Genomic DNA, 18,272 nt, shown 5'->3' on the forward strand with positions numbered 1-18,272 from the left:
TTTCTCCTCAACGCTTAACCCAGCCTAACGTGCGCTCGGCCAGCAAATTACGTAACGGCGGCAGATGATCCATCGCCAGCAGCCCCAGGTTGCGCCCCACCGTTAAAGGCAGATAGCGATTGGCAAACAGCCGAACCAGACCATCGGTCACGCCAATCGTGGCCTCAACGTCCGGCTGACGGCGCTGCTGATAGTGATGCAGGGTAGCGAATTCGCCTACGCCCTGCCCGCTGCGCCAGGCGGCGGCCACCGTTTCGGCCAGCGACATCACATCGCGAATCCCCAGATTGAACCCCTGTCCGGCAATCGGATGCAGCGTCTGGGCAGCATTACCCACCAGCGCAAGGCGGTGAGAAATATGCTGCGCAGCGGTTTGCAGCTGGAGCGGATAGCTGTGGCGCTGACCAACCTGAGTGAATCGCCCAAGGCGCCAGCCGAAGGCGCGCTGAAGCTCGCTGAGAAAGCGCTCATCACTCCAGCCGTCTACCGCGCTTTTCTTCGCCAGCGGGTGACACCAGACCAAAGAACTGCGCCCGCCCGACATCGGCAGCAGCGCCAGCGGTCCGTGCTCGGTAAAGCGCTCGAACGCTTGCCCGCCGTGCGGTAGCTGGGTAGAAACATTGGCAATCACCGCCACCTGCTGGTAATCATCGCTGCTCCACTGCATCCCGCAGGCCGCCGCGACCTTTGAACGCGTCCCGTCTGCCGCCACCAGAAGATCCGCATTCAGCACTTCACCGCTGTCCAGAGTCACGCTGACCCGCTGCTGTGTGCGCGCGACGTCCGCCACGGTGTTCGGGCAGCGCAGAGTGATGCCGGGTGCCTGCTTTAGTCGGGCAAACAGCCGCTGCCCGACGTCGTGCAGTTCCACCACGTGGCCCAGCGCGGGAACGCCATAGTCGGCAGCATCCAGTGAAACAAAGGTGGCATGGCCACGATCGCTGACGTGAACGTGGGTAATCGGCGTGGCGCAGGACTCCAGCGCCGACCATAAATTGATTGCGGCTAACTGCTGACTGGTGCCTTCCGCCAGCGCAATCGCCCGCCCGTCGAAACCGGGATGCGCCCGGCTTTCAGGTTCCCTGGCTTCAACCAGCGTCACCGCCAGCTGTCCCTGTGTCAGATGGGAGATCGCCAGAGCCAGCGTCGCGCCGGCCATTCCTCCCCCTGCAATTATTATGCTCATTGCTGCTTCGCTGCCGCCATCAGTGCTTCAATTTCATCGGCATCTTTTACCACCGTATCGGTCAGATTTTCGTTGCCGTCCGCGGTAATAATGATGTCATCCTCAATGCGAATACCAATACCGCGATACTGAGCGGGGACATCGGCATCCGGTGCGATATACAGACCCGGTTCGATGGTCAACACCATCCCCGGTTCGAGAAGACGATCGCGATCCACGCCGTAATGGCCGACGTCATGCACGTCCAGACCCAGCCAGTGGCTGAGGCCGTGCATAAAGAACGGGCGATGCGCCTGCTCGGCAATCAGCGTTTCAACGTCACCGTGCAGAATGCCCAAATCCACCAACCCGCTGACCATGATAGACACCACTTCCGCTGTCACTTCACGAATGCTGGTGCCGGGGCGATACAGCGCCAGCGCCTTATACAGCGAAGCCAGCACGATGTCATAAATCTCGCGCTGCGGTACGGTAAATTTACCGCCAACCGGGAAGGTGCGGGTGATATCACCGGCGTAGCCCTGATATTCACAGCCCGCATCAATCAGCACCAGCTGACCTTCGCGCATCTGACTTTCGTTTTCGGTGTAGTGCAGGATGCAGCCGTTTTCTCCGGCTCCAACGATGGTGTTGTAGGACGGGAAGCGTGCGCCGTGGCGATTGAACTCATGATGAATTTCGCCTTCCATCTGGTATTCGTACATCCCGGGGCGTGACTGCTCCATTGCACGGGTATGTGCCATCGCGCTGATGCGACCGGCCTCGCGCAGCACCGCCTGCTCTTCAGCCGATTTAATCAGGCGCATTTCGTGTACCCACGGACGCCAGTCGGTCAGCGTTGCCGGAGCGGAAAGATTCTGCCGCGAACCGCGACGCAGCTTCTCCAGAGCACCGAAGACAATCTCATCCATCTGCCCATACTGGCTCTGCGCGTGATATACCACGTCCAGCCCGTTAAGCAGCAGATGAAGCTGATCGCCTATTTCGCCCCACGGCAGCGCACGATCCACAGACAGCGCCTGCGGTGCCGCATCCTGACCCAGCCGACGCCCAAACCAGATCTCAGCGGTGAGATCGCGCACGCGGTTAAACAGCACGCTGTGGTTATGGCTCTCGTCACTTTTTATCAGGATCAACAGCGCTTCCGGCTCGTTAAATCCGGTGAAATACCAGAAATCACTGTTTTGCCGGTAAGGATATTCGCTGTCATTACTGCGCGTCACTTCCGGTGCGGCAAAAATCAGCGCCGCGCTGCCGGGTGCCATTTTCGCTAACAGCGCCTGGCGACGGCGTAAAAATTCCTGCTGGGTCATTTGCTCTCCTTAAGTTACGGATTCACCACTTGCAAGCCTTCAGGGCACACTGTTGCTTAATGCAGGGTTGGCTTTTGCACGACCACGTTGGTCGGGGACGAACGGGTAAAGGTATCGTGGCACAGCAGCGCGGCAACGCGCACGTACTCGATCACCTCTTCCAGCGACTGCTCCAGCTCGTCCTGATCTTCATCTTCGTCGTAACCCAACTGAGCGATGGTACGCAGATCGTCGATGGCCTCGCCGGTTTCACCCTTCACTTTGTCCAGCTTAGGCTGAGTCACGCCCAGACCCAGCAGGAAATGGTTGACCCATCCCGCCAGCGCGTCGGCGCGATCGAATACGGTAATATCTTCATCGTCCGGCAGATAAAGCTGGAACATAAAGCCGTCATCTTCCAGAGAATCGCCAATGGCCTGATGCAGCTCCTGCAGCGGCAGCGACAGGGACTGGGAGAAAGCCATGCCTTCGTTAGTCAGGTCATGAACCAGCGCCTGCCAGCTGCTGTCCTGGTTGCCGCCGCAGAGCAGACCGCTGATCAGACCGTGCATTTCCGCAGGGGTCATACCCACGCCCTGCTGTGTAAGTGCTGAAGCCAGAGTGTTGTATCCCGGCATTACGTTAGATAGTGACATTCGTTTTCGTCATCGTTGGCTGAATAAGTTCGTGTTATGCTACCACCAGGTACCTCAAGGATTCCATTAAAGGGGTTGTTGTTTCTCTCAGGGGTAGTTTATAGTGTCGCCCCTCCCGACCCATTGCGTGGTAAGGGTATTTGCGGGCGCAGTATTCAGTCAGGAAGGTGGCATGTCTGCACAACCGGTAGATCTTCAAATTTTTGGCCGTTCATTAAGAGTAAATTGTCCGCCCGAACAGCAAGATGCGCTGAATCTGGCTGCCGAAGACCTTAATCAACGGTTGCAAGACTTAAAAGTTCGCACTAGAGTCACAAATACAGAGCAGCTGGTATTTATCGCGGCACTGAATATTTGCCATGAACTGGCGCAGGAAAAAGTCAAAACACGTGACTATGCGTCTAACATGGAGCAGCGTATTCGCATGCTGCAGCAGACCATTGAACAGGCATTACTTGAGCAAGGTCGCATTACTGAACGTACTGGTGCGAAGTTCGAATAACACTTTGTCGTTACCTGTGTTACAGTGACGGTGAAGCACAAAATTTCTCTGAGATGTTTGCAAGCGGGCCAGTCCCCTGAGCCGATATTTCATACCAAACAGAGTGTGGCGCTCTGTAACCTGTGAGCATGCCCGGCTCGTCCGGGAAGCCTGATGGTTACGACGGCATACTCACCTTGAACCAAGGGTTCAAGGGTTACAGCCTGCGGCGGCATCTCGGAGATTCCCACTTTTTTATCTGCAGTACTCTTCCTTCTGTACGGTTTCTTTTCTACGCTAACGGCACTCAACGGCATCGTTTAACGGAGTCAGCTTTGCGATGAGCCTCAATCTTTCCGACCGTCAGGATATTCGTACCCACGTCCGCCATCTTCGCCGTGCGCTTAGCGATGAGCAGCAGCAGCTGGCCGCGGTGCAGGCTGCGGAACACGCGCTGAGCTTCGCTCCGCTCGAACGAGCTAAAAATATTGCGCTGTTCCTTTCGGTTGACGGTGAACTGAATACCCGGCCGCTGATTGCCAAGCTGTGGCAGAGAAAGCAGCGGGTTTATCTGCCTGTGCTGCATCCCTTCTCTCCCGGAAACCTGCTGTTCATCCGCTATGACGAAAACACCGAACTGAAAAAAAACCGCCTGCGCATTCCGGAGCCGCCGCTGGATATTCGTCATCTGCTGCCGCTGAGCGAGCTGGACGTGCTCCTGGTGCCGCTGGTAGCGTTTGATGCGCAGGGCCAGCGCCTGGGTATGGGCGGTGGATTTTATGACCGTACGCTGCAAAACTGGCAGCAGCATGGCTTTTTACCGGTGGGGCTGGCCCACGACTGTCAGCAGGTGGAAAAAGTCCCGACGGCCGCGTGGGATATCCCGCTGCCCGCACTGATTACGCCGTCAAAAATCTGGCAGTGGTGAGATAAAAAAAGGCGACCCGAAAGTCGCCTTTTATGTCGTTTACTGCGTCAATCCGTGCCGCGAACCTTCGGCCCGCCAGCGAGATTAGTACAGCAGACGCGCGCGGATAGTACCCGGAATCGCCTTCATCAGTTGCAGCGCTTTATCCGCCACTTCCTGCGATGCATCAACGTCAATCACCACATAACCCATCTGCGGTGTAGTTTGCAGATACTGGGCTGAGATGTTGATTCCCTGATCGGCAAAGATCAGGTTGATCGCCGTCAACACGCCAGGACGGTTTTCGTGGATATGCAGCAGACGGCTAACGCTGGCACCGTGCATTGGCAGCGACACTTCCGGGAAGTTAACCGCGGACAGCGTTGAACCGTTGTCAGAGTATTTCGCCAGCTTACCGGCCACTTCGATACCGATGTTTTCCTGCGCTTCCTGAGTCGAACCACCAATGTGTGGGGTCAGAATCACGTTGTCGAACTCGCACAGCGGTGAGTTAAACGGATCGCTGTTGGTCGCAGGCTCTTCCGGGAAGACGTCGATTGCCGCGCCCGCCAGATGCTTATCGGCCAGCACTTTGCACAGCGCAGGGATATCCACCACTGTGCCGCGCGAGGCGTTGATCAGCAGAGAACCCGGCTTCATCAGCGCCAGTTCTTCTGCACCCATCATGTTCTGCGTAGACTGAGTTTCAGGAACGTGCAGGCTCACCACATCGCTCATGTTCAGCAGATCTGAAAGATGCTGAACCTGCGTTGCATTGCCCAGCGGCAGCTTGCTTTCGATGTCGTAGAAGAACACGTGCATGCCCAGACTCTCGGCCAGCACGCCCAGCTGCATACCAATGTGGCCATAGCCGATGATGCCCAGCTTTTTACCGCGCGCTTCAAACGAACCTACCGCCAGTTTATGCCACACGCCACGGTGCGCTTTGGCGTTGGCCGCCGGCACGCCGCGCAGCATCAGCAGCAGCTCGCCGATAACCAGTTCAGCTACGGATCGGGTATTGGAGAAAGGTGCATTAAACACCGGGATACCGCGAGATGCAGCGGCATTCAGGTCAACCTGGTTGGTCCCGATACAGAAGCAGCCTACGGCAACCAGCTTTTCAGCGGCGGCGAAGATCTCTTCGGTAAGATGAGTACGGGAACGCAACCCGATAAAGTGTGCATCGCGAATGGACTCTTTCAGAGCCTCGCTATCCAGTGCACCTTTGTGAAATTCAATGTTGGTGTAACCCGCAGCGCGCAGATTATCGACCGCACTCTGATGTACGCCTTCCACCAGCAAGAACTTAATCTTGTCTTTCTCCAGTGATACTTTTGCCATTTCCCGACCTTTATTTAGCAGACTTCAGATGTGGCTGAATCCCTTTTACCGTTCATTTTGCCACCGCGGCATCGCGAAGCGAGATGAAAAGTGACGGGGATATAAGATTGCCTTCTGTCAAAATAACAAAATTTACGCTGGCAGCAATACAAACGATTGCCTGCCCTACAGCACGGCGGTGCCTTCTGCCAGAACAAACCGATAGAAAATCATGATGCGTTGCATAGCTTCAGGAGGATCGCGCGGCTGAGTCATCTACTGTGACATAAGTCACTAAATTTTGACCGTAAAAGAAAAGATGTTTTTTAGATCAAAATAACAGGCACCGCGCGGGTGCCTGACAGATCATTTGGTAATAGTCTTCACGCCGTTTGCGGTGCCGATGAGCGCCACGTCCGCACCACGAGCAGCAAACAGGCCGACAGTCACCACACCCGGTAGCGCGTTGATAGCAACTTCCAGTGCGATCGGGTCAACGATCTTGAGGTTGTAAACATCAAGAATGATATTACCGTTGTCGGTGACCACGTCCTGACGGTATTCCGGCAGGCCGCCCAGCTTCACCAGCTCACGGGCAACATAGGACCGCGCCATCGGGATCACTTCGACCGGCAGCGGGAATTTACCCAGTACGTCAACCTGCTTGGTGGCATCGGCAATACAGATAAAGCGTTCAGCCACTGCCGCAACGATTTTCTCGCGGGTCAGCGCGGCACCGCCGCCTTTGATCATCTGCATCTGGCCGTTAATCTCGTCGGCGCCGTCAACATACACCGCCAGCGAGTCAACTTCGTTAAGATTGAAAACGTGAATGCCTAAGCCTTTCAGCTTCGCGGTAGAAGCTTCAGAGCTGGAAACCGCGCCCTCAATCTGGTGTTTAATCGATCCCAGTGCATCAATAAAATGCGCGGCGGTAGAGCCGGTCCCTACGCCAACAATGGTGCCGGGAGTCACGTAGTCGAGCGCTGCCCAGCCAACGGCTTTTTTCAGTTCATCCTGCGTCATGATATGTTTAAACCTGTGAGTCACTGTGTGCGCGTAGTATAAAGCAATGACTGCAAAAATAATCGCCCATGAGAGTGACAGATGAGCAGGAATGGAAGCTGGCCCACAAAGTGGTTGATTCACAAAGTGACGTTTGCCCGCGCAAAAGATAAAAACTGTGGCATAGTGCTTAGACCACACCTGAGAAGAGTATAACGATTAATGAAACGTCCCGATTATCGAACGCTTCAGGCGCTGGATGCAGTGATTCGTGAACGCGGCTTTGAACGCGCCGCACAAAAGCTCTGTATTACCCAGTCAGCTGTTTCGCAGCGCATCAAGCAGCTGGAAAATATGTTTGGCCAGCCGCTGCTGGTGCGTACCGTTCCGCCTCGCCCAACCGAACAGGGGCAAAAGCTGCTGGCGCTGTTGCACCAGGTTGAGCTGCTGGAAGAAGAGTGGCTGGGTGATGACAGCGGTGGTACAACGCCACTATTGCTGTCGCTGGCGGTAAACGCCGACAGTCTGGCAACCTGGCTGCTGCCGGCGCTGAAAACCGTGCTGACCGACTCTCCGGTCCGCCTGAATATTCAGGTTGAAGATGAAACGCGAACCCAGGAACGCCTGCGACGTGGCGAAGTAGTTGGCGCGATCAGTATTCAGCCACAGCCTTTGCCGAGCTGCCTGGTCGATCAGCTGGGCGCGCTGGATTACCTGTTTGTCGGGTCGAAAGAGTTTGCCGCGCGCTACTTCCCGAACGGCGTCACCCGCTCCGCGCTGCTGAAAGCACCGGCAGTGGCGTTTGACCATCTGGATGATATGCACCAGGCCTTCCTCCAGCAGAACTTCGATTTGTCACCGGGCAGCGTACCCTGCCATATCGTGAACTCGTCGGAAGCCTTCGTGCAGCTGGCCCGTCAGGGCACCACCTGCTGTATGATCCCGCATCTGCAAATTGAGCGCGAGCTGGCGGAAGGTGAGCTAATCGATCTGACGCCGGGCCTGTTGCAGCGCCGTATGCTCTACTGGCACCGCTTTGCCCCGGAAAGCCGCCTGATGCGCAAAGTTACCGATGCGCTGCTGGCTCACGGCCATCGCGTTCTGCGTCAGGATACGGTTTAGGCGGGAAACGTTTTGAATCAGCTGCGGGCGGTCCAGTTGTTCTGGTCCGCCCGCAGTGCGTTATGGCTTACGGGTTGCGCTGCAGTTCAAAGACCACATCAACCTGATCGTCGAAATGAATGCTCTGCTGTTCATAGGTTTGTGCCGCAGAGGTCATCGGCGCTGCATCCGCCGATTTATACATCCGCGCCATTGGCATCGGCTGGTAGTTGGCAACGTGATAGCGCACGCTGTAAACCGGTCCAAGCTTGCTGCCAAAGCCCTGTGCTAACTCGCCTGCCTGCTTAATCGCATCATCAATTGCCGCTTTACGCGCCTTCTGACGATACTGCTCAGGATCGGCCACGCCCAGCTCGACGGAACGGATTTCGTTCAGGCCGTTCTTCAGCGCGCCGTCCAGCAGCTCGTTGAGCTTATCCAGCTGGCGCAGCGTAACCTGCACCTGACGCACGGCGCGATAGCCCTTCAGCACCGATTTGCCGTCTTTCAGGTAATCGTACTCCGGCTGAGTACGCAGGTTGGCCGCATTGATATCTTTCTTCTCAATGCCGCTTTTATTCAGGAAATCAAAATATTGCTGAACGCGGGTATCGGCCTGCTTTTTGGCTTCAGCAGCATCTTTCGCGGTGATATTAACTTCAATCGCCAGGGTAGCAATATCCGGCGCGGCGTCCACGCTGGACTGGCCTGAAGTGACCACGTGCGGGCCGGCAGGCAGTTCATCAGCCTGCGTCATCAACGGTAAACTACCCAGAACAATCATTGCGGCCAGAGCCAGTTTAGTGAGCTTCACTGCGTCCTCCATGGGGGTGTCATATGCATCGGATCGGGCGCTGCCGGAGCCGGGTGCTGCGGCAGCGTAATGTTCCGTCTATTCGTCACGATACAGTGTAGAGCGCCGTATCCCGTCACGCTATGACCTGAATTCTGGAAGTGAGTTCCCGTTAATAGAAATGCAGCGCCTGCATCGCCAGCTTCAGCGCAATCACCCACATTACGCCACCGACCAGCAGATTGATAATGCGCTGCGCGCGCGGCGTGTTCAGCACCGGGGCCAGCCAGGCGGCTAATATCGCCAGGCCGAAGAACCAGACGATCGAGGTGCTGATCGAACCAAAGGCGAACCAGCGCCGCGCCTCTTCCGGCAGCTGTCCTCCCAGGCTACCCAGCAGCACGAAGGTGTCGATGTAAACGTGCGGATTGAGCCAGGTTACGGCGATCATAGTGACAATAATCCGCCAGCGGCTCTGCTTCATCGCTCCGGCGGCAGCCAGTTGGACATCCCCGCTGAACGCGGTGCGCAGCGCGCCCCAGCCATACCATAACAGGAACGCCACGCCCGCCCAGGTAACCAGGTTCAGCAACAGAACTGACTGGCTGAGCAGCGCGCTGCCGCCAAAAATACCGCCGCAGATCAGCAGAATATCGCTCAGCGTGCAGAGCGCGGCGGTCATCAGATGATACTGGCGGCGAACGCCCTGGTTCATCACAAATGCATTTTGCGGCCCCAGCGGCAGGATCAGCGCCGCACCCATTGCAACACCCTGAAAATAAACGGATAACATAAAAAAAGACCTCATCTACACTCGATTTGCGGCAAGTGTATAGCGGCTTCATCATTAGGGGAAACTTTATAATTTAATGCCCCATCACTTTCGCTAATAGCCAGTAATGGCGGATGGCAACACGGCGTGAGGGTGAAAGGCCGCAGTCATGGTCGTCAGGTTTAAAGGCGCTGTCGGCTGTGCGGCGTTGTGGCAAAAAAAAAGCCCCCACCAGCGGCTGGCAGGGGCTTGATATGGAAATAATTACGCCTGCTTAGTCAGATCGACTTCCGGCGCTTTGGTCTGATGCAGGTGAACATCCATCTGCGGATAAGGGATGCCGATTTCTTTCGCATCCAGGGCGTTTTTAAACTCTTTCATCAGATCCCAGTAAACCTGCTGGAGATCACCGGCTTTGCTCCAGCAGCGCACGACGAAGTTCAGCGAAGATGGTGCCATCTCGTTCAGGCCAATCTGCACGCCGCGCTCCTGCAGCACACGAGGTTCCGCCTCAACGATACCGCGCAGCAGCGTAATCACTTCATCCACATCCGCATCGTAGGCTACGCCGATAATAAACTCATTGCGGCGCTCCGGCTCGCGGGAGAAGTTAGTGATATTACCGGCGATGATTTTCCCATTCGGCACCACGACAATTTTGCCATCGGCGGTTTTCAGCGTGGTAGAGAAGATCTGCACGTTCTGAACCGTTCCCAATACGCCGATATCAATAAACTCACCGGTGCGGAACGGACGGAAGGTGACCAGCAGCACGCCTGCGGCCAGGTTAGACAGCGAGCCCTGTAGTGCAAGGCCGATGGCCAGACCGGCGGCACCGAGCACGGCAATGACTGAAGCGGTCTGCACGCCCACACGGCCCAGTGCGGCAATCAGTGTAAAGGCGATAATGCCGTAGCGCACCAGCGCAGAGAGGAAATCAGCCACCGTCGCGTCAAGGTGGCGGGCACGCATCAGACGGTTTAAGGTATTGGAAACAATGCGCGCAACGAGCATCCCGATAATGATGATCGCGATTGCTGCCACAATGTTTACCGCATAGCTCAGAAGCAGCGCCTGGTTGCGCACCAGCCAGCTCCCCGCATTGCTGATGCCATCGACCACATTTAAATCTTCCATTTTCCCATCCTGTTGTTTGCCCAAAAGAGGCGTTCAAAACCCTGCCGCCTGGCGGCAGCCTGAGCATTAAGGGTAAGCAACAGCGCGAGAATCTGCCAGGTTTCTGGCGTAATTAGCTGGAATTTATGGGAAAGTTGCATAAAAAAAGGCCCTTTCGGGCCTTTTTTGCACAGCGGACAAATTACAGAACGTCGATTGCGTTCAGTTCTTTGAAAGCCTGCTCCAGACGAACAACCATGGACGCCTGAGCTGAACGCAGCCACACGCGTGGGTCATAGTATTTCTTGTTCGGGCTATCCACGCCATTTGGGTTACCCAGCTGGCCCTGCAGATAGTCTTCGTTCTTTTTGTAGTACTGCAGAATACCGTCCCATGTTGCCCACTGGGTATCGGTATCGATGTTCATTTTGATCACGCCGTAGCTGATTGATTCTTCGATTTCAGCAGCGGAAGAACCGGAACCACCGTGGAACACGAAGTCCAGGGAGTTGTGCGGCAGGTTGTGTTTCTTGCTAACGTAATCCTGAGAGTCGCGCAGGATAGTTGGGGTCAGCTTCACGTTGCCTGGCTTGTACACGCCGTGTACGTTACCGAAAGAGGCAGCGATAGTGAAACGCGGGCTGATTTTGCTCAGCTCGGTGTAAGCGTAATCAACGTCTTCTGGCTGAGTGTACAGCGCAGATGCGTCCATATGGCTGTTGTCCACGCCATCTTCTTCACCGCCGGTGCAGCCCAGTTCGATTTCCAGAGTCATGTCGAGCTTCGCCATGCGAGCCAGATATTTGCTGGAGATCTCGATGTTCTCTTCCAGAGACTCTTCAGACAGATCGATCATGTGAGAAGAGAACAGTGGCTTACCGGTTTTGGCGAAGTGAGCTTCACCCGCGTCCAGCAGACCGTCGATCCACGGCAGCAGTTTCTTCGCGCAGTGGTCGGTATGCAGGATAACCGGCACGCCGTAGTGCTCTGCCATCAGATGCACATGATGTGCACCTGCGATCGCACCAAAGATTGCAGCTGCCTGCGGCTTGTCAGATTTCAGGCCTTTACCAGCGATAAAAGCAGCACCGCCGTTAGAGAACTGAACGATGACCGGAGATTTTACTTTTGCAGCAGCTTCCAGCACGGCGTTGATTGAGTCGGTACCGACGCAGTTAACCGCTGGCAGAGCGAATTTGTTCTCTTTCGCTACTTTGAAGATCTTCTGCACGTCATCGCCGGTGACAACGCCTGGTTTTACGAAATCAAAAATTTTAGACATGTTAGCTTGTCCTGTTTCTTCGGTCGTATTAAAGGATTCTGTTCTCACGCGGAGCCTTACGCGGCTCCGCCCCGAGGTTTAATTACTGCTTAGCACGCTCTTGCAGCATAGCTACTGCTGGCAGAGTTTTGCCTTCCACGAATTCCAGGAAAGCACCGCCGCCGGTAGAGATGTAGGAAATTTTATCTTCGATACCGAACAGGTCGATAGCGGCCAGCGTATCACCACCGCCAGCGATGGAGAATGCTTCGCTGTCTGCAATCGCTTTAGCAACGATTTCGGTACCTTTACGGAAGTTCGGGAATTCGAACACGCCAACCGGGCCGTTCCACAGGATGGTTTTGGCTTCTTTCAGCAGCTTAGCCATCGCCAGTGCGGTTTCGTCGCCGAAGTCCATGATCTCTTCGTTATCCTGAACTTCGCTCACTTTCTTCACGGTTGAAGGTGCGGTTTCAGAGAACTCGGTACCCACGCGTGAATCGGTAGGAACCGGGATTTTGAACTCGTCGCGCAGTTTTTTCGCGGCTTCAACGAAATCTGGCTCGTACAGAGATTTACCGACTTTGTTGTCAATAGCCACGAAGGTGTTAGCGATACCGCCGCCGACGATCACGGTGTCGGCAATTTTCACCAGAGAGTTCAGCACGTCAAACTTAGTGGAAACTTTAGAACCACCGACCACGGCAACCATTGGGCGCGCCGGGTTAGACAGAGCTTTACCTAATGCTTCCAGTTCGGCTGACAGCAGCGGGCCTGCACAGGCAACTGGGGCAAATTTGCCCACGCCGTGAGTAGAGGCCTGCGCGCGGTGTGCGGTACCGAAGGCGTCCATCACGAAGATGTCGCACAGCGCGGCGTATTTTTTAGAGAGGGCTTCGTCGTCTTTCTTCTCGCCTTTGTTAAAGCGAACGTTTTCCAGCACTACCAGCTTACCGGCTTCCAGCTCAACGCCGTCCAGGTAATCTTTCGCCAGGGAGACGGTGTCCGCACCCAGCTTATCTTTCAGGTAGTTAACCACCGGCAGCAGGGAGAACTCTTCGTTGTATTCACCTTCAACCGGACGGCCCAGGTGGGAGGTAACCATCACTTTTGCGCCCTGCTTCAGAGCCGCTTCGATAGTCGGCAGAGAAGCACGGATACGTGCATCAGACGTCACTTTCCCTTCTTTTACCGGCACGTTCAGATCGGCACGGATCAGAACACGTTTACCAGCAAGATCCAGATCGGTCATCTTAATTACAGACATGGTGAACCCTCTCGTTGATTCTCAAAGTTTTACAGACGCTGCTGCGTCCTGACTGAAACCGATATCGGCCATCGCTAACGTGGTATCCAGCATTCTGTTAGCAAAGCCCCATTCGTTATCACACCAGACCAAGGTCTTAATCAGGTGCTGACCACTGACCCGCGTCTGCGTGCCGTCAACGATGGCACTGTGCGGGTCGTGATTAAAATCAATAGAGACTAACGGTAATTCCGTGTAGTCAACTATACCACTAAAAGCCCCTTCTGACGCACTTTGCAGCAGGGCGTTGACCTCGCAGGCCTTGACCGCATCCCGCACGCTAACGCTCAGGTCAATCGCCGTCACGTTTATCGTCGGCACGCGTACGGCAATCGCTTCGAAACGGTCATTAAATTTCGGAAAAATACGGGTGATGCCAGCAGCCAGACGCGTATCAACTGGAATAATCGACTGGCTTGCCGCACGGGTACGCCGCAGATCGGGATGATAGGCATCAATCACCTGCTGATCGTGCATCGCTGAGTGGATGGTGGTTACCGTACCCGACTCTATCCCCCACGCATCATCCAGCAATTTGATTATCGGAATAATACAGTTAGTGGTGCAGGACGCATTTGATACCAACAGATGTTCCGGCAGCAGCTCTTTCTCATTCACACCGAAAACGACCGTGGCGTCCAGGTCATTGCCTCCCGGGTGGGAGAACAATACTTTTTTAGCCCCTGAAAGCAGATGCGCTTCACCGTCGGCACGGCTACCGTAGACGCCGGTGCAGTCCAGCACGATATCCACATTCAGCTCGCGCCACGGCAGTGTGGCAATATCGGCGTGATGCAGCAGGCGGATAGTGTCATCGCCAACCGACAGCAGGTCGCGCTCCTGACGCACATCCCAGGCAAAGCGGCCATGGCTGGTGTCGTATTTCAACAGATGGGCCATTCCGGCGGCATCAGCCAGCTCGTTAATGGCAACCACCGTAATTTCAGCACGACGTCCGGTTTCGTACAGCGCACGCAAAACATTGCGCCCGATGCGACCGAATCCGTTAATGGCAATGCGAACCGTCATATTACTCCTGCATCAGAATTCTCTATGAAATCGGACGATTAGCCTGAGCCAGACGCCGCGATTTGTACAGGAAATTCTTGCGTCCCCCCCGCGGCAGGCCAGCGGCTGCATCGGCGGCGACAATCAAACTGAAACGCTTCAGCTAGAATAATAGAAGAGAGGAATAATAGGAATGACTACGATCAATTACCGCACTTAACTTTCGATCTGCGTCACAAAATTACGCAAAAAACGGCACATTTTGGCGCATAATTATCCGCTCCAGCGTTTGTCCCGATGAAATTTTAGACGAATACCACTTTAAGTAAATCGTCTCCCAATAATGCGCTTAATCGGTAGTTACACGCACCAATAACACCACTAAACCAAGGGGTATCATCCTTTCGGACAACACTTCAGAGAATGATGAAATTTCATGACGTACATTGCTGAAAGGAACCGGGGCGAGAATTTATAGAAATTAAACATCGCCAGTCGCGATCGGCGAGCGAAAAAAAAGCACCGCCAGGCGGTGCTTTTTTCGGTAAACCAGCCCGATTAAGGGCCGGTTGGAAAGGATTACAGCAGGCCTTTCGCTTTAGCGACAACGTTGTCCACGGTGAAGCCAAACAGGTCGAACAGCTGCTCAGCTGGTGCAGATTCACCGAAGCTGGTCATGCCAACGATAGCGCCGTTCAGACCGGTGTATTTGAACCAGTAGTCAGCGATACCCGCTTCAATCGCTACGCGAGCGCTAACCGCTTTCGGCAGCACGGATTCACGGTAGGCAGCATCCTGCTTGTCGAAGGCATCGGTAGACGGCATAGACACCACGCGAACTTTGTGGCCTTCCGCAGTCAGTTTGTCGAATGCGCCAACCGCCAGCTCAACTTCTGAACCGGTCGCAATCAGGATCACATCAGGGGTTCCCGCGCTGTCTTTCAGCACGTAACCACCGCGAGCGATGTTAGCCAGCTGCTCAGGGGTACGCTCCTGCTGTGCCAGGTTCTGGCGGGACAGGATCAGTGCGGTAGGACCGTCGTGGCGCTCGATACCGTATTTCCAGGCCACTGCGGATTCAACCTGGTCACATGGACGCCATGCGCTCACGTTTGGCGTAACGCGCAGGCTGGCCAGCTGCTCAACAGGCTGGTGAGTCGGGCCGTCTTCGCCCAGACCGATAGAGTCGTGGGTGTAAACCAGCACCTGACGGACCTTCATCAGTGCCGCCATACGCACTGCGTTACGCGCATATTCCACAAACATCAGGAAGGTTGCGGTGTAAGGCAGGAAACCACCGTGCAGGGTGATACCGTTAGCGATCGCGGTCATACCGAATTCGCGCACGCCGTAATGGATGTAGTTACCCGCTGCATCTTCGTTGATTGGCTTAGAACCGGACCACATGGTCAGGTTGCTTGGCGCCAGGTCAGCGGAGCCGCCCAGGTATTCCGGCAGCAGTTTACCGAACGCTTCGATCGCATTCTGAGACGCTTTACGGCTGGCGATTTTCGCCGGATTAGCCTGCAGCTGCTCAACAAATTTCTGCGACTCTTCTGCCCAGTTAGCCGGCAGCTCGTTGCTTACGCGGCGTTTGAACTCGGCTGCCAGCTCAGGGAAGGCTTTCGCATAGGCGGCAAATTTCTCATCCCATGCAGATTCTTTCGCCTGGCCTGCTTCTTTCGCATCCCACTGAGCATAAATGTCCTGTGGAATTTCGAACGGTGCATGAGTCCAGCCCAGCTGCTTGCGAGTCAGTTCAATTTCAGCATCGCCCAGCGGTGCACCGTGGGAATCGTGAGTACCGGCTTTGTTCGGTGAACCGAAGCCAATGATGGTTTTGCACATCAGCAGTGAAGGCTTGTCGGAAACCGCTTTAGCTTCTTCTACTGCTTTTTTAATCGCTTCAGCGTCGTGACCGTCAACGCCGCGCACCACGTGCCAGCCGTAAGACTCAAAGCGCTTCGCGGTATCGTCGGTGAACCAGCCTTCAATGTGACCATCGATAGAGATGCCGTTGTCATCATAGAACGCCACCAGTTTGCCCAGCTTCAGCGTACCCGCCAGTGAACAGACTTCGTGTGAGATGCCTTCCATCATGCAGCCGTCGCCCATGAACACGTAGGTGTTATGGTCAACAACGTCGTGGCCCGGACGGTTGAACTGTGCAGCCAGAGTGCGCTCGGCAATTGCAAAACCAACGGCGTTAGCAATACCCTGGCCCAGCGGACCGGTGGTAGTTTCTACGCCTGCGGTGTAACCGTATTCTGGGTGACCTGGGGTTTTGGAATGCAGCTGACGGAAGTTAGCCAGTTCGCCGATTGGCAGATCGTAGCCTGTGAGGTGCAGCAGGCTGTAAATCAGCATTGAGCCGTGGCCGTTAGACAGCACGAAACGGTCACGATCGGCCCACAGCGGGTTAGACGGGTTGTGGTTCAGGAAGTCGCGCCACAGCACTTCAGCGATATCAGCCATACCCATTGGGGCACCCGGGTGGCCGGATTTGGCTTTCTGTACCGCATCCATACTTAATGCGCGAATGGCGTTGGCAAGCTCTTTACGAGAAGACATTTTCTACTCCAGGTCGGATTTAACGCTTCGCCGTACTTAACCTATTGTAATTAATGAGTTATCAGGCAAAGCCGAAGGAAAGTCGACCATCAATGTACATGAAATATGGGTAACATGTACATGCCGCAGGATGTAAAAATAATCACATAAGTTGCACTTTGGGAATCTCCCGACTAGGCAAAGACGGCAGCAGAGGCTATAACTCAACTATCTGGCGGGTTATTAACCACCCTTCCACTCGCTAACTTAATGATTTATTTACCTTGTTACTAATAATGGATAAACCGGAATGAAGAAACGCATTTCTTTAGCTGCCCTGGCACTGGCAACCCTTATTTCTGGCTGTCAGAACTTCGACAGCAATGGACTGATGCAGTCCGGCGCACAGGCGTTTCAGGCTGCCACGCTGAGCGATGCGCAGGTAAAAGAGCTAAGTGACAAATCCTGCCAGCAAATGGACAGCACCACACCAATCGCTGATGCCAACAGCAGCTATACCAAGCGTTTAAACAAAATTTCTGCCGCACTGGGCGATAACATCAACGGCACGCCGGCAAACTACAAGGTTTACCTCACCAAAGACGTCAATGCCTGGGCGATGGCAAATGGCTGTATCCGGGTTTACAGCGGCCTGATGGATATGATGACCGACAATGAAGTTGAGGCGGTTCTGGGCCATGAAATGGGCCACGTTGCGCTAGGACACTCGCGCAAGGCTATGCAAGTGGCCTACGCGACAACGGCCGCTCGCACCGCCGCTGCATCTGCCGGTGGCATTGCCGCTTCCCTTTCCCAGTCGCAGCTTGGGGATATCGGTGAAAAACTGGTGAATTCACAGTTCTCGCAGCGCCAGGAGTCGGAAGCAGATGATTATTCCTACGATCTGCTGCGCAAACGCAACATAAACCCGGCAGGACTGGCCACCAGCTTTGAAAAGCTGGCGAAGCTGGAAGCCGGCCGCCAGAGTTCAATGTTTGACGATCACCCTGCCTCTGAAGCGCGAGCGCAGCATATTCGTGAGCGGATGGCGGCAGACGGAATCAAATAAACTCAAAGCGGGCTAACCGTCACTTCCAGCGGATAGCCCGCATTACAGATGGACAATGAGCAGCAAACTCAGGTTGACAGTCCACGCATTGAAAACAACGTTGAAGATAGTTCGATTAATAATAAACATAGATTATAAATTTAATACAAAAGATATTAACAAAGCATAAATTTCCGACTGAATCGCACGACGTGTTAATTATTCAAATTACAATTCAGACTACCGACAGTTTCATCTCCGCCAGAAATTATAAAAAATCATAACCCATCCATTTATGCACTTTATTTCACCTTCATTAAGAAATCCCAAAGCAAACATTGCAGGAAATTCAATTACAAAGTTCTTGCATAGCGCTCTGAGCCTGGGCCTAATAGGTATTTAACGATTGCAATCGCTTAACCTGTGGTGAATACCATCAGGATAAAATTTATATTTCATATTATTCA

The 18,272-nt window shown here is 54.6% G+C and carries 17 protein-coding genes and 1 other RNA gene; 5 read left to right on the plus strand and 13 right to left on the minus strand.

Features of this window, described 5'->3' with window-relative positions:
- Positions 1-7: 7 nt before the first annotated feature.
- Genes ubiH through IBT47_RS08455 form a run of 3 tightly spaced genes read right to left on the minus strand, consistent with a single transcriptional unit; the run spans position 8 to position 3,134 of the window.
- A complete protein-coding gene (gene ubiH, locus IBT47_RS08445) occupies positions 8-1,186 on the minus strand; it encodes a 2-octaprenyl-6-methoxyphenyl hydroxylase (protein WP_200560101.1) in 1,179 nt (392 codons plus the stop codon).
- Positions 1,183-2,499 carry a Xaa-Pro aminopeptidase gene (gene pepP, locus IBT47_RS08450; RefSeq protein WP_200560102.1) on the minus strand — a complete coding sequence of 439 codons (1,317 nt, stop codon included), beginning with the start codon at positions 2,497-2,499 and terminating at the stop codon, positions 1,183-1,185. The genes ubiH and pepP overlap by 4 nt, the downstream gene beginning before the upstream one ends.
- A 56-nt stretch (positions 2,500-2,555) precedes the next feature.
- Positions 2,556-3,134 (minus strand): YecA family protein, encoded by a 579-nt coding sequence (locus IBT47_RS08455; protein ID WP_105592350.1) that lies wholly within the window; start codon positions 3,132-3,134, stop codon positions 2,556-2,558.
- 172 nt (positions 3,135-3,306) lie between these two features.
- On the opposite strand from IBT47_RS08455, the gene zapA reads away from it, so the two are divergent.
- The 3 genes from zapA to IBT47_RS08470 all read left to right on the plus strand — a co-directional run bounded on the left by zapA (position 3,307) and on the right by IBT47_RS08470 (position 4,543).
- Complete coding sequence (gene zapA / locus IBT47_RS08460) at positions 3,307-3,636, plus strand: cell division protein ZapA (protein WP_105592351.1); 330 nt, start codon at positions 3,307-3,309, stop codon at positions 3,634-3,636.
- 42 nt (positions 3,637-3,678) lie between these two features.
- A non-coding RNA gene (ssrS, locus tag IBT47_RS08465) (6S RNA) lies at positions 3,679-3,863 on the plus strand.
- A gap of 92 nt (positions 3,864-3,955) precedes the next feature.
- Positions 3,956-4,543, plus strand: a complete 588-nt coding sequence (locus tag IBT47_RS08470) for a 5-formyltetrahydrofolate cyclo-ligase (RefSeq protein WP_200560103.1) — start codon at positions 3,956-3,958, stop codon at positions 4,541-4,543.
- Positions 4,544-4,627: 84 nt separating this feature from the next.
- Here the strand turns inward: IBT47_RS08470 and serA are convergent, their stop codons facing one another.
- Together serA and rpiA are read right to left on the minus strand one after the other, a co-directional pair.
- Positions 4,628-5,866, minus strand: a complete 1,239-nt coding sequence (serA, locus tag IBT47_RS08475; protein ID WP_105592353.1) for a phosphoglycerate dehydrogenase — start codon at positions 5,864-5,866, stop codon at positions 4,628-4,630.
- Between the two features lie 345 nt (positions 5,867-6,211).
- Positions 6,212-6,871 carry a ribose-5-phosphate isomerase RpiA gene (rpiA, locus tag IBT47_RS08480; RefSeq protein ID WP_105592354.1) on the minus strand — a complete coding sequence of 220 codons (660 nt, stop codon included), beginning with the start codon at positions 6,869-6,871 and terminating at the stop codon, positions 6,212-6,214.
- 201 nt (positions 6,872-7,072) lie between these two features.
- Here rpiA and IBT47_RS08485 point away from each other — a divergent pair, with 201 nt between their 5' ends.
- Positions 7,073-7,972, plus strand: a complete 900-nt coding sequence (locus IBT47_RS08485) for a LysR family transcriptional regulator ArgP (protein WP_105592355.1) — start codon at positions 7,073-7,075, stop codon at positions 7,970-7,972.
- 67 nt (positions 7,973-8,039) lie between these two features.
- Here IBT47_RS08485 and IBT47_RS08490 read toward each other — a convergent pair whose 3' ends face one another.
- The 8 genes from IBT47_RS08490 to tkt all read right to left on the minus strand — a co-directional run bounded on the left by IBT47_RS08490 (position 8,040) and on the right by tkt (position 16,778).
- Positions 8,040-8,765, minus strand: a complete 726-nt coding sequence (locus IBT47_RS08490) for an oxidative stress defense protein (protein ID WP_200560104.1) — start codon at positions 8,763-8,765, stop codon at positions 8,040-8,042.
- 151 nt (positions 8,766-8,916) lie between these two features.
- Complete coding sequence (gene argO, locus IBT47_RS08495; protein ID WP_200560105.1) at positions 8,917-9,537, minus strand: arginine exporter ArgO; 621 nt, start codon at positions 9,535-9,537, stop codon at positions 8,917-8,919.
- Positions 9,538-9,780: 243 nt separating this feature from the next.
- Positions 9,781-10,653, minus strand: coding sequence for a small-conductance mechanosensitive channel MscS (gene mscS, locus IBT47_RS08500; protein ID WP_200560106.1), 873 nt, complete (start codon positions 10,651-10,653; stop codon positions 9,781-9,783).
- Positions 10,641-10,793: a hypothetical protein gene (locus tag IBT47_RS08505; protein WP_200560107.1), complete on the minus strand. Its 153-nt coding sequence runs from the start codon at positions 10,791-10,793 to the stop codon at positions 10,641-10,643. The genes mscS and IBT47_RS08505 overlap by 13 nt, the downstream gene beginning before the upstream one ends.
- A gap of 41 nt (positions 10,794-10,834) precedes the next feature.
- The gene (gene fbaA, locus IBT47_RS08510; protein ID WP_105592360.1) at positions 10,835-11,914 is read right to left on the minus strand and encodes a class II fructose-bisphosphate aldolase; all 1,080 of its coding nucleotides are present in this window, start codon (positions 11,912-11,914) and stop codon (positions 10,835-10,837) included.
- An 82-nt stretch (positions 11,915-11,996) separates the two neighbouring features.
- The gene (gene pgk / locus IBT47_RS08515; protein WP_105592361.1) at positions 11,997-13,160 is read right to left on the minus strand and encodes a phosphoglycerate kinase; all 1,164 of its coding nucleotides are present in this window, start codon (positions 13,158-13,160) and stop codon (positions 11,997-11,999) included.
- Between the two features lie 21 nt (positions 13,161-13,181).
- Complete coding sequence (gene epd, locus IBT47_RS08520; RefSeq protein ID WP_200560108.1) at positions 13,182-14,228, minus strand: erythrose-4-phosphate dehydrogenase; 1,047 nt, start codon at positions 14,226-14,228, stop codon at positions 13,182-13,184.
- Positions 14,229-14,786: 558 nt separating this feature from the next.
- A complete protein-coding gene (gene tkt / locus IBT47_RS08525) occupies positions 14,787-16,778 on the minus strand; it encodes a transketolase (protein WP_200560109.1) in 1,992 nt (663 codons plus the stop codon).
- Between the two features lie 289 nt (positions 16,779-17,067).
- Here tkt and IBT47_RS08530 point away from each other — a divergent pair, with 289 nt between their 5' ends.
- Positions 17,068-17,826 (plus strand): M48 family metallopeptidase, encoded by a 759-nt coding sequence (locus IBT47_RS08530; RefSeq protein WP_200560110.1) that lies wholly within the window; start codon positions 17,068-17,070, stop codon positions 17,824-17,826.
- Positions 17,827-18,272: the final 446 nt, after the last annotated feature.

It is taken from the genome of Erwinia sp. S43 (assembly GCF_016624745.1).
Taxonomy (GTDB): domain Bacteria; phylum Pseudomonadota; class Gammaproteobacteria; order Enterobacterales; family Enterobacteriaceae; genus Erwinia; species Erwinia coffeiphila.